The 22,995-nt window shown below is 68.4% G+C and carries 12 protein-coding genes; 6 read left to right on the top strand and 6 right to left on the bottom strand.

What is annotated here, in order from left to right:
* From RTO53_RS05990 to RTO53_RS05975, 4 genes are all read left to right on the top strand, one after another.
* Positions 1–507 (top strand): glycine--tRNA ligase subunit alpha (locus RTO53_RS05990; RefSeq protein ID WP_312236947.1); only part of this gene is annotated, 507 nt, incomplete at its 5' end.
* Complete coding sequence (gene glyS / locus RTO53_RS05985; RefSeq protein ID WP_312236946.1) at positions 504–2,600, top strand: glycine--tRNA ligase subunit beta; 2,097 nt, start codon at positions 504–506, stop codon at positions 2,598–2,600. The genes RTO53_RS05990 and glyS, both read left to right, overlap by 4 nt.
* 259 nt (positions 2,601–2,859) lie before the next feature.
* Positions 2,860–4,644, top strand: a complete 1,785-nt coding sequence (locus tag RTO53_RS05980; RefSeq protein WP_312236948.1) for an autotransporter assembly complex family protein — start codon at positions 2,860–2,862, stop codon at positions 4,642–4,644.
* Positions 4,641–8,477, top strand: coding sequence for a translocation/assembly module TamB domain-containing protein (locus RTO53_RS05975; RefSeq protein ID WP_312236945.1), 3,837 nt, complete (start codon positions 4,641–4,643; stop codon positions 8,475–8,477). The genes RTO53_RS05980 and RTO53_RS05975 overlap by 4 nt, the downstream gene beginning before the upstream one ends.
* 39 nt (positions 8,478–8,516) lie before the next feature.
* On the opposite strand, the gene RTO53_RS05970 is transcribed toward RTO53_RS05975, so the two are convergent.
* From RTO53_RS05970 to RTO53_RS05960, 3 genes are all read right to left on the bottom strand, one after another.
* Entirely contained in the window at positions 8,517–9,914 is a 1,398-nt protein-coding gene (locus tag RTO53_RS05970; protein ID WP_312236944.1) for a hypothetical protein, read from the bottom strand.
* Between the two features lie 70 nt (positions 9,915–9,984).
* On the bottom strand, positions 9,985–11,508 hold the full coding sequence (locus RTO53_RS05965) for a hypothetical protein (RefSeq protein WP_312236943.1): 1,524 nt from the start codon (positions 11,506–11,508) through the stop codon (positions 9,985–9,987).
* A complete protein-coding gene (locus tag RTO53_RS05960) occupies positions 11,505–13,193 on the bottom strand; it encodes a molecular chaperone HscC (protein WP_312236942.1) in 1,689 nt (562 codons plus the stop codon). Before RTO53_RS05960 ends, RTO53_RS05965 begins: the two co-directional genes overlap by 4 nt.
* Before the next feature lie 126 nt (positions 13,194–13,319).
* Between RTO53_RS05960 and RTO53_RS05955 the strand changes: the two genes are divergently transcribed.
* Both RTO53_RS05955 and RTO53_RS05950 read left to right on the top strand, forming a co-directional pair.
* Entirely contained in the window at positions 13,320–15,467 is a 2,148-nt protein-coding gene (locus RTO53_RS05955; protein ID WP_312236941.1) for a S46 family peptidase, read from the top strand.
* A 94-nt stretch (positions 15,468–15,561) separates the two neighbouring features.
* Positions 15,562–19,011 (top strand): PAS domain-containing hybrid sensor histidine kinase/response regulator, encoded by a 3,450-nt coding sequence (locus RTO53_RS05950; protein ID WP_312236940.1) that lies wholly within the window; start codon positions 15,562–15,564, stop codon positions 19,009–19,011.
* 24 nt (positions 19,012–19,035) lie between these two features.
* On the opposite strand, the gene RTO53_RS05945 is transcribed toward RTO53_RS05950, so the two are convergent.
* From RTO53_RS05945 to acs, 3 genes are all read right to left on the bottom strand, one after another.
* On the bottom strand, positions 19,036–19,614 hold the full coding sequence (locus RTO53_RS05945) for a manganese efflux pump MntP family protein (RefSeq protein ID WP_312236939.1): 579 nt from the start codon (positions 19,612–19,614) through the stop codon (positions 19,036–19,038).
* 463 nt (positions 19,615–20,077) lie between these two features.
* Positions 20,078–20,743: a response regulator transcription factor gene (locus tag RTO53_RS05940; RefSeq protein WP_256776319.1), complete on the bottom strand. Its 666-nt coding sequence runs from the start codon at positions 20,741–20,743 to the stop codon at positions 20,078–20,080.
* 199 nt (positions 20,744–20,942) lie between these two features.
* A complete protein-coding gene (gene acs / locus RTO53_RS05935) occupies positions 20,943–22,886 on the bottom strand; it encodes an acetate--CoA ligase (RefSeq protein ID WP_312236938.1) in 1,944 nt (647 codons plus the stop codon).
* Between the last annotated feature and the right edge of the window lie 109 nt (positions 22,887–22,995).

The raw sequence follows: 22,995 nt of genomic DNA, 5'->3' as shown, positions 1-22,995 counted from the left end.
GAAGTCTGGCTCAACGGCATGGAAGTGACCCAGTTCACCTACTTCCAGCAGGCCGGTGGCCTGGAGTGCAAGCCGGTGCTCGGCGAGATCACCTATGGTCTGGAGCGCCTGTGCATGTACCTGCAGAACTGCGACAACGTCTATGACCTGGTCTGGACCTATGGTCCGGACGGCACGCCGGTCACCTATGGCGATGTGTACCTGCAGAACGAGATCGAGCAGAGCACCTACAACTTCGAATACGCCGACGTGGATGAAATGTTCCATCGCTTCGATGCCTGCGAGAAGGAAGCGCAGACGCTGGTCGATGTGGGCCTGCCGCTGCCGGCCTACGAGCAGGTGTGCAAGGCCAGCCATGCCTTCAACCTGCTGGATGCGCGCCGTGCGATCAGCGTGACCGAGCGCCAGCGCTACATCCTGCGCGTACGCGCGCTGGCCCAGGCGGTGGCCAGGCTGTACGAGGCCAAGCGCCTCGAAGCCGTTGCCGCCAAGGAGGTGCAGGCATGAGCACGATGCTGCCGCTGCTGATCGAACTGGGTACCGAAGAATTGCCGGTGAAGGCGCTGCCGGGCCTGGCCAAGGCGTTCTTCGAGGGCGTGGTCGAGGGCCTGACCAGGCGGGGCGTGACCCTGGAACTGGGCGATGCCAAGCCGCTGTCGACCCCCCGTCGTCTGGCCGTGCTGCTGCCCGGCGTGGCCGTGGAACAGCCTGAACAGCACAGCGAAGTGCTTGGCCCGTACCTGAACATCGCACTGGATGCCGACGGCCAGCCGACCAAGGCGCTGCAGGGCTTCGCGGCCAAGGCCGGGATCGACTGGACCGCGCTGGAGCGCACCAGCGATGCCAAGGGCGAGCGCTTCGTGCACCGCTCCACCACGCCGGGCGCGCGCACCGCGACGCTGCTGCCGGACATCCTGCGCGAGGCGATCGCGGCGATGCCGATCCCCAAGCCGATGCGCTGGGGCAGCCATGCCTACGGCTTCGCGCGGCCGGTGCATTGGCTGGTGCTGCTGCACGGCAGCGACATCGTCGAGGCCGAACTGCTGGGCCTGAAGGCCGACCGCATGAGCCGCGGCCATCGCTTCATGCACGACAAGACCGTGTGGCTGTCCTCGCCGGAGGACTACGTCAGTTCGCTGCAGGCCGCCTTCGTGCTGGTCGATGCCGACGTGCGCCGCGCGCGCATCGTCGAGCAGGTCAACGCCGAGGCCGCCCGGGCCGGTGGTCAGGCGCGGATCACCGATGACAACCTGGAGCAGGTGGTCAACTTGGTGGAATGGCCGGCGCCGGTGCTGTGCAGTTTCGAACGCGAGTTCCTGGCCGTACCGCAGGAAGCGCTGATCGAGACGATGGAGATCAACCAGAAGTTCTTCCCGGTGCTGGACGCCGGCGGCAAGCTGACCGAGAAGTTCATCGGCATTGCCAACATCGAGTCGAAGGATGTGGCCGAGGTGGCCAAGGGCTACGAGCGGGTGATCCGTCCGCGTTTCTCCGATGCCAAGTTCTTCTTCGACGAAGACCTCAAGCAGGGCCTGGACGCGATGGGCGACGGCCTCAAAACCGTCACCTACCAGGCCAAGCTGGGCTCGGTGGCCGACAAGGTCGCCCGCGTGGTCGCGCTGGCCGAGGTGATCGCGCCGCAGGTAGGCGCCGATCCGGTGCTGGCCAGGCGCGCCGCGGTGCTGGCCAAGAACGACCTGCAGTCGCGCATGGTCAACGAGTTCCCGGAGCTGCAGGGCATCGCCGGCCGCCACTACGCGCTGACCGGTGGCGAATCGCCAGAGGTGGCGCTGGCCATCGACGAGGCTTACCAGCCGCGCTTTGGCGGCGATGACATCGCGCTCTCGCCGCTGGGCAAGGTGCTGGCCATCGCCGAGCGCCTGGATACGCTGGCCGGTGGCTTCGCCGCCGGGCTGAAGCCGACCGGCAACAAGGACCCGTTCGCGCTGCGCCGCAATGCGCTGGGGCTGGCGCGCACGATCATCGAGAGCGGGTTCGACCTGGACCTGCGCGCGCTGATCGGCACCGCCCTCGCCGGCCTGCCGGCAGGCGTGCAGCCCAGTGCCGAGCGCAAGACCGAGGCATTGCCGCACGAGCTGTACGACTTCATCCTCGACCGCCTGCGCGGCTACTACGCCGACAAGGGCGTGCCGGCCACCCACTTCAACGCCGTGGCCGAGCTGAAGCCGGCCTCGCTGTACGACTTCGACCGTCGTATCGATGCGATCGGCATCTTCGCCGCGCTGCCGGAAGCCGAGGCGCTGGCCGCAGCCAACAAGCGCATCCGCAACATCCTGCGCAAGGTCGAGGGTGATATCCCCGGCATGGTCGATCCGGCGCTGTTGGCCGAGCCGGCGGAAAGCGAGCTGGCCGAGGCCGTGGAAGCGGCCATCGACGACAGCAACGCCAGCCTGCACCAGAAGGACTACGTGAGCGTGTTGAACCGTCTGGCGCGGCTGCGCCCGCAGGTGGATGCGTTCTTCGACGGGGTGATGGTCAACGCCGAGGATCCGGCGTTGCGCGGCAATCGTCTGGCCCTGCTCAAGCGCCTGGGCGACCGCCTGGGCAGCGTGGCGGCAATCGAGCACCTGTCCAACTGAGGCAGGCGGGGGCCATGTTGCCCCCGATGACAACCGCAGAAGGCGCGAACGGTCACCGCCGTCGCGCCTTCTGCATTTCCGGCGCTGCGTGGCGCGTGCGGCGACCGTTGCGGACGTTTCTGTCCGACGACCTGTCGACATCGATCAGGCAGTAAACGTCAGATGCCATCTTCTGCCCGATTTTAACGGGCCCTTCACTACCGTTCTGAAACAGCCACGCCGATTTCGCATGCTCGCGATGGCCCGTTATGCTGTGTCCATGCAGCCAAAGAATTACGCCCTTCCCCTGATGTTCCTGTCGCTGGCCACCGCTTCGGTGGCACACGCCCGCGGAACGATCGACAAGGTGGAAATCAAAGGACTGGACAAGGGCGACGACGCCGAGATGATCGAGAACATCGAGGTCTCGCTGTCGCTGTACGACACCATCGGCAAGCCGCAGGGCGAGTCGCGGCTGGAGTATCTGTTGTCCCAGGCCGAACGCCAGACCCGCCAGGCGCTGGAGCCGTTCGGTTACTACAACCCGGTGATCAAGGTCGAGAGCCCGCGCGAGGGCGAAAACCTGCGCGTGGTGATCCAGGTCGACAAGGGCCCGCCGACGCTGGTGCGCCGCGAGCACATCGACATCACCGGGCCGGCGCAGCTGGACCAGTACCTGCAGGAAGACCTGGAGAAGTTCAAGCCGCGCAAGGGCCAGCGCTTCGAGCACACCACCTACGAAGCCAGCAAGATCACCGTGACCCGGCGGCTGGCCGAGCGCGGTTATTTCGATGCCGACTACACCCAGCGCCAGGTCCAGATCACCCGCGCCGAGAACGCCGCCGACATCGACCTGACCTGGGACAGTGGCCGCCGTTACAACATGGGCGACATCCGTTTCCACCAGGATTACTTCGTCGACAGGCTGTTCGACCCGTTGGTGTACTGGGACAAGGGCAGCTACTTCCACGAAGGCAAGCTGGACCGCCTGCGGGAATCGCTGACCAAGCTGGACTACTTCAGCGTGATCGACATCCAGCCGCGCCCGGACCAGGCCGATGCGAACGGCGACGTGCCGGTGGACGTCAACCTGACCCGCGCCAAGCGCTCGATCTACACCGCCGGCCTGAGCTACGGCAGCGAGAGCGGCGCCGGTGTGCGCGGTGGCCTGGAGCGGCGGTTCCTCAACAGCCGCGGCCACAAGATGAACACCCAGCTGGACTACGCGCAGAAGCGCAAGAGTCTGGTCACCAGCTACCGCATCCCGGCGTTCGCCTGGCTTGATGGCTGGTATGCATTCACCGCCAGCGCCTACGACGAGCAGACCGATTACATCGACCTGCGCAACTTCAAGCTGTCGGCCAGCCGCAGCGGCGAGATCAACGAACACTGGACCGCGATCGCCTCGATCAACGCGCTGCGCGAGCGCTGGCGCTACGCCTCGGGCACCGAGTTCACCGATGCGGTCTACAACACCTCCACGCTGGTGTATCCGCAGCTGGTGGCCGACTACGTCAACGTGGACGACGACCTGTTCCCGCGCAAGGGCGTCAGCGGCAGCGCGACACTGCGCGGCGGCGTGGAAGGGGTGGGCTCGGACACCAGCTTCGTGCAGGCCAACATGGTGCTGCGCTGGTATGTGCCCATCGGCGATACCGACCGCCTGATCCTGCGCGGCGAAGGCGGCACCACCTGGACCAGCGACCTGGTGGCGATGCCGCCAAGCCTGCGCTTCTTCGCCGGTGGCGATCGCAGCATCCGCGGTTACGCCTACCGTGAAGTAGGCCCGCGCACGCCGGCACCGGACAAGTACGCGCTGGGCGCGAAAAACCTGGTGATCGGCTCGGCCGAATACGAGCATTACTTCAAGGGCGGGCCGTGGGGCGCGGCGGTGTTCGTCGATACCGGCAGCGCGTTCGACAACACCATCGACCTGCATACCGGCGTGGGCTTCGGCGTGCGCTGGAAATCGCCGGTAGGGCCGGTGCGCGTGGACGTCGCGCACGGCTTGAACAACCCCGATTCGCAGTTCCAGCTGTACCTGAACATCGGAGCGGACCTGTGAGCACGCCGACGCCTCCTGCCGCCCCGCCGCATCGCGTGCGCTTCTACCGCAAGCGGCGCTTCTGGGCCTGGTCCGGGTTCACCGTGCTTGGCCTGGTGCTGTTGGCGCTGCTGCTGCTGTACTGGCTGCTGCAGACCGTGGCCGGCCGCGATGTGCTGCTGGCCCAGGTGGTGGCGCGGTTGCCGGTGGGCGCCACGCTGACCTGGAGCAAGGTCGAGGGCCCGGTCGCCGGTCCGCTGGTGCTGCACGACCTGGATTTCCGTTACGACGATATCCACTTCACCGCCGAGCGCGCCTACCTCGATCCGGACATCCGACCGCTGCTCGGCCGCAAGCTGCAGCTGGATGCGTTGCAGCTGAAGAACGCCACATTGAACCTGGCCAAGAGCGATGAGCCGTTCGAGCTGCCGTCCTGGCCCGATTCGCTGCCGCAGATCGAGATGCCGCTGGCCATCCAGGCCGACACCATCATGATCGACGGGTTCCGCATCACCCAGGCGCAGCAGCCGCTGATCGACATCACCAAGCTGCGCGGTGGCGTGGAAATCGCCAACGGCGAATTCCGTGCGACCCAGCTGAAGATCGACAGCGACATGGGCGACTTCCGCGTGGATGGACGTTACCTGCCGCGCAGCGACTACGACACCGACATCACCATCGGCGCACTGCTGCCGGCCCCGCGCGGGCGCACCCCGGCGCGGCTGGGCCTGGTCGCGCGCGGCGACCTGGGCCATATGGAAGTCGCGCTGGCCGGCAACGCGCCGGCACCGCTGCAGGCCAGCCTGGTGTTCGATGGCCGCACCGATCCGGTGTGGAAGGCCAGTGCCCGCAGCAAGGAACTGGACCTGGCGCTGCTGGTGCCGGGCATGGACGCCAGCGCGAGTAAGCCGATGTCGCTGGATGTGCAGGCCGACGGCAAGGGTGGCCAGGCCAACCTGCAGGGCAGCTTCAGGCAGGGCGACATCGCAGTGGAACTGGCGCCGTCCAAGGTCGGCCTGGCCGACCAGGTGCTGACCGTGGCGCCGCTGCAGATCAAGGCGTTCGGTGGACAGGCGCGGCTGCAGGGCGAGGCCGATTTCACCGACAAGGAGAACGCCAGCCTGCGCTTCTCGATCGTCGCCAACGACCTGACCTTCGTGCCCGCCGCCGACACCACCACGGCCGGTGCGGCCGCGCCGGTGCCGGTGACGCTGAAGGAAGCACGGCTGGGCCTGGCCGGTACGCTGAAGAACTGGGCGGCCGTGGGCAAGGCCTCGGTGGAACGCGAGAAGCAGACCGCGGACCTGCAGTTCGACGTGCGCGGCAACGACCAGGCCGCCTCGATCAAGCAGCTGCAGGCCAGCACCCCGGGCGGGTCGCTGGATGTGACCGGCCAGGTGGCCTGGGCGCCACAGCTGGACTGGGACGTGGCGGTCAAGCTGGCCGGGTTCGATCCGGGCTATTTCGCCCCGGGGTGGGACGGCAAGCTGTCCGGCGCGCTGGCCTCCAAGGGCCGTCAGCTGCCGCCGCCGACAGGCAGCCCGGCCGGCACCGCCGGCAGTTACGAGGCCACCGTCGACGTGCCCGGGATCAAGGGCACGCTGCGCAAGCGCACGCTGGATGCGCAGGGCAAGTTCGCGCTGCGCGGCGAACAGGGCGAGGGCAACCTCAGCCTGGCGCTGGGCAACAGCCGACTGACCGCGAAGGGTTCGGTCGGCGACCGCCTGGATATCGATGCACAGCTGCAGCCGGTACAGCTGGACGACCTGCTGCCGGGCAGCAGCGGCAGCCTGCGCGGCCACGTGCTGGTGAAGGGTCCGCGCACTGCGCCGGACATCACCGCCGACCTGGTCGGCAGCGGGCTGCGCTGGGATGACTGGAGCGCCGAGGCGATCAGCATCAAGGGCCGCCTGCCATGGCAGGGCGACAACGGCACGCTGGCGGTGCAGGGCAGCAAGGTGCAGGTCGGGATGCTGCTGGACACGCTCAACGTGGACGCGCGCGGCAGCCTGTCCAACCTGCGCCTGGATGCGCAGACCCGGAACGAACTGGGCGCGGTCGCGCTCAGCGGCAGCGTGCGCCAGCAGGGCCAGGCCTGGCGTGGCGAGCTGGGCGCGTTGCGCATCGCACCGGTCAAGGGCGATGCATGGAGCCTGCGCGCGCCGGCCACCTTCAGCGTGCAGGGCAGCAACTTCACCTTGAGCGACGCGTGCCTGGGCGCAGCCACCGGCGGTGCGCTGTGCGCCAGTGCGAACTGGCCGCGCGACGGCCTGCTGGTGCGCGGCGATGCGCTGCCGCTGGCACTGGTGCAGCCGTGGCTGCCGCCGCAATCCGGGCGCCGCATGTACCTGCGGGGCGAGCTCACCCTGGACGGCCGCATCCGTCCGCGCGGCAATGCGTGGGAAGGCAGCGCCAAGATCGCTTCGGCCGAAGGCGGCATCCGCCTGGGCGACAACGCACGTGGTGAACTGGTGCGCTACGACCACTTCTCGGTGGACGTGGAAATGACCCAGGCGCAGATCAACGGCAAGCTCGGCGTCGGTTTCCAGGGCGATGGCTTCGTCGATGCCAAGGTGCAGACCGGTTGGGATGCCAGCGCGCCGCTCAATGGCGAGCTGTACATGAACATCGCGCGGCTGTACTGGCTGGAACTGTTCTCCCCGGACATCGTGCGCCCCACCGGCCTGATCGAAGGGCACGTGAGCCTGCGCGGCACGCGGGGCACGCCGTCGCTGGGCGGCGAGGCCACGCTGAGCAAGTTCAAGGGCGAGTTCCCGGCGCTGGGCCTGACCTTCGATGAAGGCAAGGGCAGCTTCACCGCACAGCCGGATGGCTCGGCCAAGATCAGCGCGCAGGCCAATTCGGGCAAGGGCACGCTGTATGTGGATGGCGGGCTGTCGTGGTTTGGCGATGCGCAGCCGCTCAAGCTGCACATCCATGGCGAAAACGTGCTGCTGGCCAACACCAGCGAACTGCGCGTGATCGCCAATCCGAACCTGGACTTCGGCCTGGCCGGCAAGACCATGCAGCTGCGTGGCACCGTACACGTGCCCGAGGCCGACCTCGACCTGGAGCGCCTGGATCGCGGCACCTCGGTGTCCGAGGACGTGGTGGTGCTTGACCCGGTCGATCCGGAAGAAACCCCGACTTCGCCGCTGGACATGGACCTGACCGTGAGCCTGGGCGACAAGGTCAAGATGAGCGGGTTCGGCCTGAAGGGCGCGCTCGGCGGCAAGATGCAGGTGTGGGCGCGGCCGGGCCGCGAGATGACCGCCAATGGTGGACTGGAAGTCAGTGGCCGCTACAAGGCCTACGGGCAGGACCTGACCATCACCCGCGGCAACCTCAACTGGAACTACAACGCGGTCTCCGACCCGCGCATCAACATCCGCGCCGAGCGCAAGATCGGTGACGTCACCGCCGGTATCGACGTCACCGGCCGCGCGCAGTCGCCGCGCGTGGATGTGTGGTCGGACCCGACGATGTCGCAGTCCGAAGCGCTGGCCTTCCTGGTGCTGGGACGCAGCCTGACCGGTGCCAGCAGCGACCAGGCCCAGCAGGTCAACGCGGCCTCGGCGGCGCTGTCGGCCGGCAGCGGCCTGCTCGCCGCACAGCTGGGCGCCAAGCTGGGCCTGGACGATGCGGGGGTGAGCCAGTCGCGCGCGCTGGGCGGCTCGGTGATCGGCGTGGGCAAATACATCTCGCCCAAGCTGTACGTCGGCTACGGCGTGTCGCTGGTGGGCAGCGGTTCGGTGCTGACGCTGAAGTACCTGCTGCGTCGCGGCTTCGATCTGGAAGTGGAATCGAGCACGGTGGAAAACCGTGGGTCGTTGAACTGGCGGCGGGAGAAGTAAGGGGCGACGGCGCACCTGCGTCGGCGCGTCATCGGCGGCTCACGACCGCGGGTCATGAGCCGTGCGATTGGACCAGCGCAGCCGGACGCGGTGCTGGTGCAGGTCCTGCGCCCACCACACCAGCGCCATCCCCCAGGCGGGCACGATGGTCAGCAGTGCCAGCACCCGCCAGAGTCCCCGGAAGTCATCGGCGTTGGGAGTGAAGGGACCGCAGCGGGCCAGCAGCCGCTGCCACGCGACGTGCAGGATGATCGCGTTGGCCACCAGCAGGCCCGCCAGCGCGGTCACCGGGATGCCGGGGGTCAGGCGCAGGGCCAGCCACAGGCTGCCCATGGCGCTGGCGACCAGCAGCGGAATGGTCAGGATGCGCAATCCGGGCAGGGCGGTGGGCATCTGTTCCGGCGCGCGCTGCCAGCGCACCAAGGCGCGCACGGCCACGCCGGACAACCACAGCGTCGGCACGAACAGCGTTCCGATCAGCATGATGAGGATGGCGCGCTGGGTGCCGCTGAACTGGCCATCGTCGGTCGGCGGCAACGGCCAGCTGCCCAGCACGCCCCACAGACAGACCAGCCCGCAGAAGGCGGCAAGCGTGCCGGCGCGCAGCGCACCGCTGACCAGGTGGATGCGATCGCCTTCGTTGCCGAAGCGCGCCCAGAACGCGACCTGGGCGGGGGCGAGGCCCGGCGGTGTCTCCCGGGTGGTCCAGAAGTCCAGGGCGCGCAGCACGCCGATGGCTTCGTTGACGCGCGGGGGCACCAGCGTGGTCAGCAGGTTGCGCCACAGCGGGCGGTCCTGGCGCAGGCTGCGCAGCACGCTGCTGTCGGGCAGCAGCAGGCTGTCGGTGACGTCCATGTAGCGCTGGGCCAGGCTGGCGGCGCCCTGCGGCGACAGCAGCCAGGCCTGCTGCCAACGGCGCACGGCGGCCTCCAGGTCCCAGCGATCGATGTCGCCGCGCAGGTCGTCCCAGGCGAAGCAATGGGTGAGGCAGGTGACCACCTCCGGCGACAGTGGTGGGTCGCCGGCCTGCAGAGCCTGCAACACGGCCTCACCGATGGCCGGCTTGTCGCCGAGCGACCACAGCTCCGGTTGCTGCTGCAGCCAGGCCTCGAGCGTGGCGGCGTCGTGCTCCCTGGCGAAGGCGGCGATGCGGCTGCCTACCGCGTCGACATCCAGTGCCGGTGTCGATGGCCGGGCCGGGGCCGCTGCAGGCGCGTCGGCACGGGCACGGGCGCCCCTGCCGGGAGGAGGAGGGCCATCGTCCTGCACCTGCACCCAGGCCAGCGCATCCTGATAGGCCGCGTGCAGGTGCTGGAACGCCTCCGGATCGTCGTCTGGCCGCGTAACCCGTAGCCGTTGCGCGTATGCGCGCTTGACCGCGCGCACGTCGACCGGTGTGCCGTCATCCAGGCCCAGCCAGGTCAGGCCCCAGCTCATGCGCGCTGTTCAAGGCGCGGCGCGCGCGCGTCGCCCGGACGCGCCGGCCCGGGGCGAGCTGCGTGGCGCCTCACCGATGCACGACCTTGGTCATCGCATCCACCGTCCAGGCCAGCAGCGCCCCGACCACGGCGATCTCGCCGAACATCAGCGCCAGCCCACCCAGTTTCAGGAACGGCCAGATCCCGAGCAGCAGCCAGCCGTTGAACTGGAAGACGTAGCCGGCACGATGCCACCAGCGCCGGATCGACAGGCCGAGCGTGGCCCAGGCCAGCGCGCTGCCGGCGATGCGCGCATCGGCGAGGTGGATGACCAGCAGCGCGCCGATCGCCAGGAGCGGGATCAGCCACAGCCGCAGCAGCGGCCAGCGTACCGGCGGGTGTTCCTCGGCGAGTTGCCATTGGCCAAGGCTGCGCAGCGGCAACAGCAAGGCGCCCACCCCCATCACCAGCAGCGCCGCGTACACACCCTGCATCGCGACAGCGGGAGCGCGCCCCAGCACGCCGAGCAGCGTCATCACCGCAAGCACCACCAGCGCGCACAACGCACTGCGCAGCAGCGCCAGCTGCATGCGTGGCCAGCTCAGCCGCTGGCCATCGGCGAGTGCGCGCCAGAACGCGACCTGTGCCGGCCGCAGCGGCGGGACCGCATCGTCGGCATCGTGCACGCCGAGCAGGTCGAGGGTGTCGCGCATGGCGGCCACGCGATGTGCCGGCCATGCGTCCCAGAGCGCGCGCCAGGGTTGCCACGGGCGGGTCAGGCGCTGCAGGCGGGTGCGCGCCTCGTCCGCATTGACCGGTGCCTGCGGGCGGTGCAGGTAGCGCGCCAGCCCGTGCTGGTTGCGCGGCTGCAGCACCCACAGCCGATGCAGTCGCAGCCGGCACGCATTCGCTTCGTAAGGGTCCAGGCCGCTGCGCACGTCGTCCCAGCCGAAGCACTGGGCGAGCACGTCGAAGTTGTCGGCGCAGATCGGCGCATCGTGGGTCAGCAGGTGGTGCAGCACGTGGTCGCCGATCAGCGGCTTGTCGCGCAGCGACCACAGTTCCGGGCGCAGCTGCAGCCAGCGTTCGAACGCGGCCGGTTCGGACTGCTGGGCTTCGGCGATGACCCGCTGCGCGAAGGTGCCCGGATCGAGCTGCGCCGCTGCCGGTTGCGGCAGCGGCTCGGTCGCACGCGCGGGTGCGGCGGGGGCAGCGGGTGGGAAGGTGGTGTCACCCCGGTCCAGGATGCGCACCGGGTCGTGTGCGTCCGCGTCATCGACCACGGCCGTCCAGACCACCTCGGCCGGCGCCGCGGTGGCGTCGTGGGCGAACGAGCGCGCCAGCGCCTGGTCCAGCTGCAGCGCTTCTGCGATGCCGGTGGCCTGCGCGGCGCACAGGTCGTGCCCGCGGTTGTCCTCGTCCTCGTCCTCGTCCTGCCAGTGCGCGCGATGGCGCGCCCAGTCCAGCGCGGCCTGGTAGGCCTGGTGCAGCTGCTGGAACGCGGCCGGGTCATCGTCGGGCCGGGTGGTGCGCAGGCGCGCGGCGTAAGCGCGCTTGACCGCGCGCTCGTCGGCGTCCTCCGCCAGGTCGAGGGCGGCGTGGCCCCAGCTCATGCGTCGCGCTCCAGTGCGTCCATGGCCGCAGACAGCTCACCGCGGTGCTGGTCGATGCGCTTGATGTCCTGGCTGTCCAGCGCATGCCGGAACTGTTCCAGCCACGACTGCAGCAGGTCACGCTGGTCGAGGTATTCCTCGTACAGGCGCTCGGCGCGCGCCACGGTGGCCAGGTTCTGCTGCTGGTCGCGCGGATGGATCTTCAGGTCCTGCAGGGCCAGCAGGCGGTCACGGATGTCCTGCGCGGAGAGCAGCCCCGGATTCTGCTCCAGGATCAGCTCATGGCGGGTGCCGGTCGCGTCCTGGGTGACTTCCACCTGCAGCAGGCCGTTGACGTCGTAGGTGAAACGCGTGGTGACGGCTTTTTCGGCGGCGGTGCCCAGCCGCGGCAACGGCACCCGCAACTCACCCAGCTTGATGTTCTTGTCCACCGTGGGGCTCTCGCCCTGGTAGATGTCGATCACCACTTCGCGCTGGTCGTCGCGGATCGGGAAGAAGCGGTCCTCGCGGCTGACCGGCACCACGCTGTTGCGCTGGATGATCGGGTGGAAGTAGCCGCTGCGTTCGCTGCCATCGGGCCCGCGTCGCGAGACCTGGGTACCCAGTGTGTACGGGCACACATCGGTGAGCACGATCTCCTGCAGGCTCTGATCGCGGCCCTTGAGGCCGGCGGCCACCGTGGCGCCCAGCGCGATGGCCTGGTCGGGGTGGATGTGGCGCAACGGCAGGCGGCCGAACATGCGCGTGACCAGGCGGCTGATCATCGGCATGCGCACCGCGCCACCGACCAGCACGATGTCATCCAGCGCCTCGGGCTTGAGCCGGGCGTCGCGGATGGCGCGCTCGATCGGCGCACGCATGCGCTGCAGCAGCGGCTCGCACAGCTGGGCATAGCGGGCTTCGTCGAGCTGCCAGGACAGCTCCCGGCTGCCCAGGGCGATCTCCAGGCGACCGTCGCCCTGCTGGCTCAGCTCGCGCTTGAACAGCTCCAGCCGGCGCAGCAGCTGCGCCTGTTCGGCGCTGGACAGGGTGGCCGGGTCCAGGCCGTTCTCGGCATGGAAGGCCTGGGCCAGCACGTGCAGGAAATCCTCGCCGCCGAGGAAGTTGTCGCCGGCACTGGCGTGGACCTCGATCACCCCGTCGAACAGCTCCAGGATCGACACGTCGAAGGTGCCGCCGCCCAGGTCGAGCACCAGCACCCGGCCCTCCTCGTCGCGCTGCTGCAGACCGTAGGCCAGCGCCGCGGCGGTGGGCTCGTTGATCAGTCGTTCCACGCGGATCCCGGCCAGCTCGCCGGCGGCGCGGGTCGCCTTGCGCTGGGCATCGGAGAAGTAGGCCGGCACGCTGATCACCGCCTCTTCCACCTGGTGCCCGAGCGCGGCCTCGGCATCGGCCAGCAGCGAGCGCAGTACCAGCGCCGACAGCTCTTCGGGACGGAACGTGCGGCCGCCCAGGCGGACCTCGCGGTCGCTGCCCATCCAGCGCTTGAAGTTGGCCACGCTGTGCTGCGGGTGGCTTACCAGGCGGTCGCGGGCCGGCTGCCCGACCAGCACCGCATCGTCGGCCAGGCTGACCACCGAGGGCGTCAGCAGTTCGCCATGTGCGTTGGGGAACAGCCGGGGGCCTTCCGTGGAATGGACACCGATGAGGGAATGGGTGGTGCCCAGGTCAATACCGACGATCATCTGCGGACGTCCGTTGTGCAGAAAAACGCGATTGTAGGAGCGTCGCGCACCCCTGACCATCGGGCGTTGCCCCACGGCGCCCCCGAGGCTAAGGTTCCCGACTGTTCTGACGTACCGGATGTGCCCATGTCGCCACGTAAAGCCCTGCCCACCGCCCTGGCCCTCGGCCTGACCCTCGCCGCCGGCGCCCACGCCGATGAAGGCATGTGGATGCCGACCCAGCTGCCGGAACTGGCCAAGCCGCTCAAGGCGGCCGGTTTCAAGGGCGATCCGGCCGACCTGGCCAACGTCACCGCGCCACCGCTCAGCGCGGTGGTGCGTGCCGGTGGCGGTACCGGTTCGTTCGTGTCCGGCGACGGCCTGCTGCTGACCAACCACCACGTCGCGATGGGGGTGATCCAGTACAACAGCTCGCCCGAGCACGACCTGATCAACGACGGTTTCATCGCCCAGGGCCGCAGCGATGAGCGCGCGGCCAACCCGGACTTCCGCGTGCTGGTCACCACCGGCTTTGACAAGGTCACCGACCAGGTGCTGGCCGATGCGCGCGGCAAGACCGGCCGGGCCTATTTCGATGCAGTCGACCGCGCCAGCAAGCAGCTGGTGGCCGAGTGCGAGAAGGAGGGCAACGTACGCTGCAGCGTGGCCGACATGTACTACGGCACCGATTTCTACCGCATCCGCCAGCTGGAACTGAGCGACGTGCGGCTGGTGTATGCGCCGCCGCGCGCGATCGGCAACTACGGCGATGAGATCGACAACTTCATGTGGCCGCGCCACACCGGCGACTTCACCCTGCTGCGCGCGTACGTCGGCAAGGACGGCAAGCCGGCGCCGTACAGCCCGGACAACGTGCCGTACCAGCCGCCGGCGCACCTGAAGATGGCCATCGACGGGCCGAAGACGGGCGATTACGCGATGCTGGCCGGCTACCCCGGCATCACCTATCGCCATCGCACCGCCGCCGAATTCGCTGGCCAGATCGATGCGGTGCTGCCGCGGCGCGTGGCGGTGTTCCAGCAGATGATCGACACCATCGAGGCGGCCAGCGCCAAGGACGCACAGGCGCGCACGCGCTATGCCTCGCAGCTGCAGTCGTTGAAGAACAACCGCAAGCGCGCCGCCGGTGAACTGGAAGGCCTGCTGCGCAGCGATGCCAAGGCCCAGCGCGCCACCGATGAAGCGGCGATGCTCAAGGCTACCGACGCCCGCTACCAGGGCGACATCCAGGCCCTGCTGGGGTCGTTGTCGCAGGGCGCTTCAGTGGGCGAACGCGACCTGCTGCTGGACCTGCTGTCGGTGCAGAGCCAGCTGTTGCGCTCGGCGCTGACCCTGGAGCGGCTGCGGATCGAATCGGCCAAGCCCGATGCCGAGCGTGAGAGCGGGTACCAGCAGCGCGACCTGGCGCTGATCGAAGGCACGTTGAAGCAGGTCCAGCGCCGCTATGCGCCGGAGGTGGAGAAGGCGTTGCTGACCACGCTGCTGACCCGCTACCAGCAGCTGCCCGACGCGCAGCGCGTGCCCGAATACGATGCCGCTTTCGGGCGCACCCCGGCCGCGCTGGCAAAGGCGCTGGACAGCCTGTATGCCGGCACCCGCCTGGGCGACGAGGCCGAGCGTCTGTCGCGCCTGGCCGCCGCCAGGGAAGGCAGGCCGCTGGCCCGCGATCCGCTGATCGACCTGGCCGGGCCGCTGGTGGCCGCGCAGCTGCGCCTGGACGATGAGAGCAAGACCCGCGCCGGCGAGCAGCTGCGCCTGCGCCCGGCCTACATGCAGGCGCTGTTTGCGTGGCGGGCCAGGCAGGGCCGCGCCGTCTACCCCGATGCCAACCGCACCCTGCGCATCAGCTACGGCAAGGTCGAGGCGCTGTCGCCGCGCGATGCGGTGCATTTCGACCCGGTCACCACCGTGGCCGGGATCGTCGAGAAAAACACCAACGCCTACCCGTTCGATGCGCCCAAGCCGCTGCTGGCGGCGATCGCCAAGGGCGATTTCGGCTCCACCGCCGACCCGGTGCTGAAGACCCAGACGGTCAACTTCCTGACCAACCTGGATACCACCGGCGGCAACTCCGGTTCGCCGGTGCTCAATGCCAAGGGCGAGCTGATCGGACTGAACTTCGACAGCAACTGGGAATCGGTCAGCGCCAGCTGGTGGTTCGACCCGCGCTTCAAGCGCGCCGTGCACGTGGACATGCGCTACCTGCGCTGGCTGCTGGCCAAGGTCTACCCGGCGCCCGAACTGCTGAAGGAAATGGGCGTCCCGGCGGAATGACCCGCGATCACGGCCCACGGCCGTGATCCACCAGTGCAGCCGGTGGCACCCGCGCCACCGGCTACACTGGCCCATGCCCTGACGGAATCCCCCCGTGGTCTCCAGCTGGATCCTGCTGTTGGTATCGGTGGCCTATGCCGCGCTGTTGTTCGGCGTGGCGTGGTGGGGCGACCGTCGCCCGATGTATCCGGACCGGCCGTGGTTGCGACCGGTGGTCTACAGCCTGGCGCTGGCGGTGTACTGCTCGTCGTGGACGTTCTACGGGGCGGTCGGCACGGCGGTGCGCAACGGCATCGGCTATCTGCCGATCTACCTGGGGCCGCTGCTGCTGTGGCTGTTCGGCTGGCGCATCATCGAGCGGCTGGCGCTGATCGCCCGCAGCCAGAACGTGGTGTCCATCGCCGACTTCATCTCCTCCCGCTTCGGGCGGTCGCGGCGGCTGGCCGCGCTGGTGGCGGTGATCGCGCTGATCGGCATCGTGCCGTACCTGGCGCTGCAGTACAAAGCGGTGGCGATGAGCCTGCAGGTGCTGACCGGCAACGTCGGGCCGACCGGTTTCTTCACCGATCCGGCGCTGTACGTGGCGCTGCTGATGGCGCTGTTCGCCACCCTGTTCGGCACCCGCCAGGTGGATGCCACCGAACACCACCACGGCATGATGCTGGCCATCGCGCTGGAGTCGCTGATCAAGTTGATCGCGATGGTCGCGCTGGGCCTGTTCGCCTATCTGTGGCTCAACGACCGCACCGATGCGGTGCTGCAGTCGGCGCATACGCTGTTCGCCGGCCTGCCGCCGGTCGGCTTCATCTCGCAGACCCTGCTCAGTTTCCTGGCGATCATCTGCCTGCCGCGCCAGTTCCACGTGGCGGTGGTCGAGTGCGGCGACGTGCGCGACATCCGCCGCGCGCGCTGGATGTTTGGCGCCTATTTGATCGTGATTTCGGCGATGGTGATCCCCATCGCCACGGCCGGGGTGACCCTGTTCGGCACCGGCGGCAGCGTCGCCGACGACAGCATGGTGCTGGCCCTGCCGCTGGCCGAAGGACACAAGTTCCTGGCGCTGGTGGCCTATGTGGGCGGCTTCTCGGCCGCCACCGGCATGGTCATCGTGGCTTCCATCGCGCTGGCCACCATGGTCAGCAACGACCTGGTGATGCCGGTGCTGCTGCGCCGCAGTGGCGATCACCAGGAAGCGGCCGACGTCGCCTCGCGCGTGCTGTGGATCCGCCGCACCGCGATCCTGCTGCTGGCATTGGTGGCCTACAGCTACTACCGCGGCAGCAGCAACGACAGCACGCTGGCCTCGTACGGGCTGATGGCGTTCGCGGCGGTGGCGCAGTTCGCGCCGGGCCTGATCGGGGGCCTGTACTGGCGCGGGGCCAGCCGTCGCGGCGTGGAAGTGGGCATGTTGCTGGGCTTTGCTACGTGGGTGTACACGCTGCTGCTGCCCGCGCTCACCCATGCCGGCTGGATGGAGGCGGCATGGCTGGTGCGCGGTCCGTTCGGGATTGGCTGGCTGCAGCCGCAGCATCTGTTCGGCATGAGCGGCTGGGATCCACTGACCCACGGCACCTTCTGGTCGTTGCTGGTCAACGTGGCGGCGATGGTGCTGGTGTCGGTGCGCTGGCGCCCCGGCGTGGACGAGCGGCTGCGCGCGGCACCGTTCCTGGACCCGTATGCGCAGCGGCCATCGGTGGCCGGTGCATGGCCGGGCAACGTGCATGTCGGCGACCTGCTGGCGCTGGCCTCGCGCGTGGTCGGCGACCGCCATGCGCGGCGTTCGTTCCTGGAGCAGGCCCAGTCGATGGGCCGGGAGCTGCAGGCCTCCGCGCCGGCCGATCGTGCCTGGGTGCAGTTCACCGAACGCCTGCTGGCCGCCTCCATCGGCGCAGCGTCGGCGCGCCTGCTGCTGACCAGCCTGCTGCGCGGCTCGGGCATGGACCTGGGCGAAGTGGTGGCGGTGCTTGACGAGGCCGGGCAGGAGCTGCGCTTCAACCGCGAAATCCTGTCCACCACGCTGGAGAACATCAGCGCCGGGGTCAGCGTGGTCGATCCGGACATGCGCCTGACCGCCTGGAACCGGCGCTACCAGCAGATGTTCGGTTACCCCGACGGCATGCTTTATGTCGGCCGGCCGGTGGCGGACCTGATCCGCTACAACGCCGAGCGCGGCGAGCTGGGCGAGGGCGATATCGAGGTGCAGATCAACCGCCGCATCGGCTACATGCGCGCCGGCTCACCGCACATCTTCGAGCGCACCCGCAGCGACGGCAAGGTGATCGAGATGCGCGGCCAGGCCTTGCCCGGCGGCGGCTACGTGACCAGCTACAACGACATCACCGACTACAAGCATGCCGAACGCGCGCTGCTGGAAGCCAACGAAACCTTGGAGCAGCGCGTGGCCGAGCGCTCGCACGAGGCCGAGGTGGCGCAGCAGTCCAAGACCCGCTTCCTGGCGGCGATCAGCCATGACGTGCTGCAGCCGCTGAACGCGGCACGGCTGTTCGCTTCGGCGTTGCGCGAGAGCCACCATCACAACGAAGAGCAGCGGCATCTGGCCGAGCGCGTGGATGCCTCGCTGCGTGCGGCCGAAGAGCTGCTGGATGGGCTGCTCGATGTATCGCGGCTGGATGCCGGTGGGCTGCACCCGGTGATCGGCGATTTCGACGTCAGCCTGCTGATGCGCGAACTGGCCGCGCAGTACTCGCCGGTCGCTGCCGGACGCGGGCTGCGCATGGACCTGTTCGCGCGGCCGGCGTGGATCCGCAGCGACCGCCGGCTGCTGCGCCGGGTGCTGCAGAATTTCCTGGCCAATGCGTTGCGCTATACCCGGCAGGGTCGCATCGTGCTGGCGGTGCGCCATCGTGGCGATGAAGTGGAACTGCAGGTTTGGGATACCGGGCCGGGCATCCCCGAACACCACATGCAGCAGATCTTCGACGAGTTCCATCGCTACCAGCAACCGTTCGACTGGGGCGAGCAGGGGCTGGGGCTGGGCCTGTCGATCTGCCAGCGCATCTCACGCCTGCTCGACCACCGCCTCAATGCGCGCAGCCGGGTGGGCAGCGGCAGCATGTTCTCGATCATGCTGCCGCGGGTGGAGGCGCTGGTGTTGCCGCCTGCCGCCGCCAGCGCACCCACGCCGCCACCGACCCGCACCGATTCTCTGGCGGGCATGCGCGTGCTGTGCGTGGACAATGACCAGGAGATCCTGGACGGCATGCGCGCGCTGCTGGGGCGTTGGGGCGTGGAGGTGGTCACGGCCAGCACGGTGGACCAGGCGCTGGAGAAGGTGGATCTGCAGCCGGACGTGATGCTGGTGGATTACCACCTGCACGATCGCCTGGATGGACTGGATACGCTGGTGGCGCTGCGCGACAAGGCCGGGCGTGCGGTTCCCGGTGCGCTGTTGACCGCCGATGGGCGCGACGAGCTGAAGCGGATGGCGCGTGAGCGCGGCTACCGGTTGTTGACCAAGCCGATCAAGCCGGCGTCGCTGCGCGCATTCCTGGCCGCGTTCCACGCACCGCGCAGCGATATGTAGCCGCGCGGTGCGTGGCATCGGACATCAGGCCATGGCGCCGCTGAGGTGTTCGTACAGGATGGTGGCGCCGATGATGATCAGGATCACGCCACCGACGATTTCCGCGCGCTTGCCGACCATGTTGCCGAGCACGCGGCCGAGCATGACGCCGGCGGTGACCATGGTCAGGGTGCACAGGCCGATGACCAGCGCCATGACGCCGATGTTGACGTCGATGAAGGCCAGGCCGATGCCGACGGCCATCGCATCGATGCTGGTGGCAAAGCCGGTGACCGCCAGCCGCCAGAAGCCATGGTGCTTGCTGGTGTCCTCATCGTCGCCGCCCGGGTCGGGACGGATGCCGTTGATGATCATGTGCACGCCGAGCGCGCCCAGCAGGCCGAAGGCGATCCAGTGGTCGAAGGCTTCCACGTACTGCAGGGCGGCGCGGCCGAGCAGCCAGCCGATCACCGGGGTGATGGCTTCGATGACGCCGAAGATGAGGCCGGCGCGCAGCGCATCGGGGAAGCGGGGCTTGCGCATGGCCGCGCCTTTGCCGATCGCCGCAGCGAAGGCATCGGTGGACATGGCAAAGCCGATCAGCAGGATCGAAAGGGGGGACATTAGGGTCACATCAGGCTGGGCGATTTCAGGCAACGGACCGCGCTCGCGCCCAACCTGACGTTGCGCACGCGGACCGCTGGTCTCGCCAACCATTGTGGTTGCCCGCACCACGGCGCACTGGCCGAGTATGTTGATACGGGCGTTTCCTCATCGCAGGAAACCGGCTACTCCCCAAGGGGACGCGAAGCTTAGCACCGGGTCTGCGGATTGGAGCGTTTACCGGTAATTGCGCAGGTAACGCTGCAATTTATAGCCCCGGCTATAAGCCGGGGCGGGTAGAGCCGAGCCATGCTCGGCTGCGCTTCGATACGCCGGGGCGGGTAGAGCCGAGCCACGCTCGGCTGCGCTTCGATACGCCGGGGCGGGTAGAGCCGAGCCATGCTCGGCTGCGCTTCGCTTCGGCGGTGCGCCATCCACGCGTGGCGTGGATCTACGGTTTGCGGTCTCCACGCGTGGCGTGGATCTACTCTTCTTCTGGTGGTAACACGATCTGTTCTTCGTCGATGGCCAGTTTGCCGGCCATCAGCACCGCCTGGGTGCGGTTGGTGACGCCGAGCTTGCGCAGGATCGCGGTGACATGCGCCTTGATCGTTGCCTCGGACACATTGAGGTCGTAGGCGATCTGCTTGTTGAGGCGGCCGGCGCCGAGCATCTGCAGCACGCGGAACTGCTGCGGGGTGAGTTCGCGCAGGCGCTGGCCGATCTCGCGTTCCTCGCGCCCGGTCTGCGGCACGTTGTGCGCTTCCGGCGGGGCCCAGGTCTCACCGTCCAGGATCGTGCCCAGCGCATGGCCGATGGTGTCCGAATCGGCCGATTTGGGAATGAATCCGAAGGCGCCGTGGTCGAGCGCGCGGCGCATCACCGTAGGCTCTTCGCGTGCGGACACCACCACCACCGGCAGCTGCGGATGCAGCGCCCGCATGTGCACCAGCGCGTTGAAGCCCTGCGCACCGGGCATGTTGAGGTCCATCAGGACCAGGTCGGCGTCGGTGTGCTGGTCGGCCAGCTGGTACAGCGCTTCCACGCTGTCGGCCTCGAACAGCTGCACGCCGGGGATGACGCGTTGCACGGCACCGCGAAGTGCTTCGCGGAACAGCGGGTGATCATCGGCAATCAGGAGGGTTGTCATGGTGGGGGCCATGTTGCGGAGGCGTGCAGCGACGCAACGAAAATGTGTATCGAGATGGCAGCCCCCCGGGTCAGGGGGCGGCCGCGAAGCGGCGGGGTGTGGATGCTGGTGAGACGGGGCCCACGATCCAGTTGCGGATCGTGGGAGCGACAGCGCACGCGCGATGCCGCGGTCCCATCCTGCGCCCGTTGTCGAGGAATTACTTCACCTTGCGTTCTTCCACCAGCGAGGCCACGACCGACGGATCGGCCAGGGTGGAGGTGTCGCCCAGCTGGTCCGGCGCGTTCTCGGCGATCTTGCGCAGGATGCGGCGCATGATCTTGCCCGAGCGCGTCTTGGGCAGGCCCGGCGCCCACTGCAGGTGGTCGGGCGCGGCGATCGGACCAATCTCCTTGCGCACCCAGGCGATCAGTTCCTTGTGCAGTTCCTCGCTGGGGGTCTCGTCGGCGATCAGGGTGACATAGGCGTAGATACCCTGGCCCTTGATGTCGTGCGGGAAACCGACCACGGCGGCCTCGGCCACCTTCGGGTGCGACACCAGTGCGCTTTCGACTTCGGCGGTGCCGATGCGGTGGCCGGACACGTTGATCACATCGTCCACGCGGCCGGTGATCCAGTAGTAGCCGTCCTCGTCGCGGCGGCAGCCGTCACCGGTGAAGTAGCTGCCCGGGTAGGTGCGGAAGTAGGTGTCGATGAAACGCTGGTGGTCGCCGTAGACGCTGCGCATCTGGCCCGGCCACGAGTCGCGGATGATCAGGTTGCCCTCGGTGGGGCCATCCTGGATCTCACCCTCGGCATTGACCAGCGCCGGCTGCACGCCGAAGAACGGCAGGGTGGCCGAGCCCGGCTTGAGGTCGACCGCGCCGGGCAGGGGGGAAATCAGGATGCCGCCGGTTTCGGTCTGCCACCAGGTATCCACGATCGGGCAGCGGCTGTCGCCGACCACCTCGTAGTACCAGCGCCAGGCCTCGGGATTGATCGGCTCGCCGACGCTGCCGAGCAGGCGCAGCGAAGCGCGCGAGGTGCGCTTGACCGGCGCATCGCCTTCGCGCATCAACGCGCGGATCGCGGTCGGGGCGGTGTAGAAGATGCTCACCTTGTGCTTGTCGATCACTTCCCAGAACCGCGAGGTGTTCGGGAAGTTCGGCACGCCTTCGAACATCAGCGAAGTTGCACCGTTGGCCAGCGGCCCGTAGACGATGTAGCTGTGGCCGGTCACCCAGCCGACGTCGGCGGTGCACCAGTAGATGTCGTCCTCGCGCAGGTCGAACACCGCCTCGTGGGTGTAGGAGGCGTACAGCAGGTAGCCGCCGGTGGTATGCAGCACGCCCTTGGGCTTGCCGGTGGAACCGGAGGTGTAGAGGATGAACAGCGGGTCTTCGGCGTTCATCCGCTCTGGCTCGCATTGCACCGGCTGCGGATCGACCACGTCGTGGAACCAGCGGTCGCGCGGGGCCTGCATGTCCACCGCGCCGCCGGTGTGGCGCACCACCAGCACGGTTTCCACGCTGGTGGTGCCAGGCAGCTTCAGCGCTGCGTCGACGTTGGCCTTGAGTGGAATCCGGCGGCCGCCGCGCAGGCCTTCGTCAGCGGTGATGATCAGCTTGCTGGCGCAGTCGATCACCCGGTCGGCGATCGAGTTCGGCGCGAAGCCGCCGAACACCACCGAGTGCACCGCACCGATGCGCGCGCAGGCGAGCATGGCCACGGCCGCATCGACGATCATCGGCAGGTAGATGGTGACCCGGTCGCCCTTCTTGACGCCCAGGCTGCGCAGCGCATTGCCGAGCCGGCACACGCGCTCATACAGCTCGCGATAGGTGACCCCCTGCGCCGGTGCATCGGGGCTGTCCGGTTCGAACAGCAGGGCGACCTTGTCGCCACGCTGGTCGAGCTGGCGGTCCAGGCAGTTGACGCTGGCGTTGAGTTCGCCGTCTTCGAACCACTTGATGCGGAAATCGTCGAGGTTATAGCTGACGTTCTTGATCGTGGTCGGCTTCTTGAACCACTGCAGGCGCTCGGCGGCCTTGCCCCAGAACGCATCGGGGTTTTCCAGCGACTCGCGGTACAGCTGTTCGTAGGTGTTCTTGTCAATGCGCGCCTTGGCGGAAAAATCAGCCTTGACGGGGTAAAGATCAGCCATGTCACCCTCACTTGCACTCGGACTTGGGTTGTGCGCCCGCAGCATTGGCGGCGACGCTTCCCCCTCAGTTTGCCGTATCAACCCCCCTTCGCGCTGCCAGGGTGCTTAG

It is taken from the genome of Stenotrophomonas sp. (assembly GCF_031995405.1).
Taxonomy (GTDB): Bacteria; Pseudomonadota; Gammaproteobacteria; order Xanthomonadales; family Xanthomonadaceae; genus Stenotrophomonas.
The sequence above is the reverse complement of the archived record's forward strand: the minus strand, read 5'-3'. Positions and strand labels throughout refer to the sequence as shown.

Coding starts and splice junctions, on each gene's coding strand:
- RTO53_RS05965 (WP_312236943.1), bottom strand. CDS start 11,508: ATGAGCTGGGGCCACGCCGCCCTCGACCTGGCGGAGGACGCCGACGAG.
- RTO53_RS05940 (WP_256776319.1), bottom strand. CDS start 20,743: ATGACAACCCTCCTGATTGCCGATGATCACCCGCTGTTCCGCGAAGCA.
- RTO53_RS05960 (WP_312236942.1), bottom strand. CDS start 13,193: ATGATCGTCGGTATTGACCTGGGCACCACCCATTCCCTCATCGGTGTC.
- RTO53_RS05955 (WP_312236941.1), top strand. CDS start 13,320: ATGTCGCCACGTAAAGCCCTGCCCACCGCCCTGGCCCTCGGCCTGACC.
- acs (WP_312236938.1), bottom strand. CDS start 22,886: ATGGCTGATCTTTACCCCGTCAAGGCTGATTTTTCCGCCAAGGCGCGC.
- RTO53_RS05980 (WP_312236948.1), top strand. CDS start 2,860: ATGCAGCCAAAGAATTACGCCCTTCCCCTGATGTTCCTGTCGCTGGCC.
- RTO53_RS05945 (WP_312236939.1), bottom strand. CDS start 19,614: ATGTCCCCCCTTTCGATCCTGCTGATCGGCTTTGCCATGTCCACCGAT.
- RTO53_RS05970 (WP_312236944.1), bottom strand. CDS start 9,914: ATGAGCTGGGGCCTGACCTGGCTGGGCCTGGATGACGGCACACCGGTC.
- glyS (WP_312236946.1), top strand. CDS start 504: ATGAGCACGATGCTGCCGCTGCTGATCGAACTGGGTACCGAAGAATTG.